The 731-nt window shown below is 38.0% G+C and carries 1 protein-coding gene; it reads left to right on the top strand.

Annotation, left to right across the window (positions count from 1 at the left end; genetic code table 11):
* Positions 1-731, top strand: a 731-nt coding sequence (locus tag NOL38_RS10445) for a DUF445 family protein (RefSeq protein WP_277942088.1), incomplete at both ends; no start/stop codon positions are given.

The following is a 731-nucleotide window of genomic DNA, read 5'->3' as shown; positions in this document are numbered from 1 at the left end:
GAATCAATTTCAGAATCTGTATCTGAATCAATTTCTGAGTCAGTTTCAGAATCAATCTCTGAATCAGTGAGTGAGTCAATTTCAGAATCTGTATCAGAATCTATCTCTGAATCTACATCTGAGTCCATCAGCGAATCAGTTTCTGAATCAATCTCAGAATCAGTTTCAGAGTCAGTGTCTGAATCCGTATCAGAATCAATCAGCGAATCCGTCTCTGAGTCCATCTCTGAGTCTGTATCTGAATCAATTTCTGAATCTGTATCAGAGTCTATCTCTGAGTCAGCATCTGAATCGGTATCAGAATCAATTTCAGAGTCAGTATCAGAATCAGTTTCTGAATCAATCTCAGAATCTGTATCAGAGTCAATTTCAGAATCAGTTTCTGAGTCCATCTCTGAATCAATCAGCGAATCCGTCTCTGAGTCAATCTCTGAGTCTGTATCTGAATCAATCTCAGAATCCGTATCTGAATCAGTAAGCGAGTCTGTATCTGAATCAATTTTAGAATCAGTATCAGAATCAGTTTCTGAGTCAGTATCAGAATCAGTCAGCGAGTCCGTATCTGAATCTATCTCTGAGTCAGTAAGCGAATCAATTTCAGAATCTGTATCAGAATCTATCTCTGAATCTACATCAGAGTCCATCTCAGAGTCAGTTTCAGAATCAATTTCAGAATCTGTATCAGAATCAATCAGCGAATCCGTATCTGAATCTATCTCAGAGTCAGTAAG

Source organism: Streptococcus suis (assembly GCF_029616525.1).
GTDB lineage: Bacteria > Bacillota > Bacilli > Lactobacillales > Streptococcaceae > Streptococcus > Streptococcus suis_AF.
Note: the sequence above shows the minus strand (reverse complement) of the source record. Positions and strands in the feature narration are given on the sequence as shown.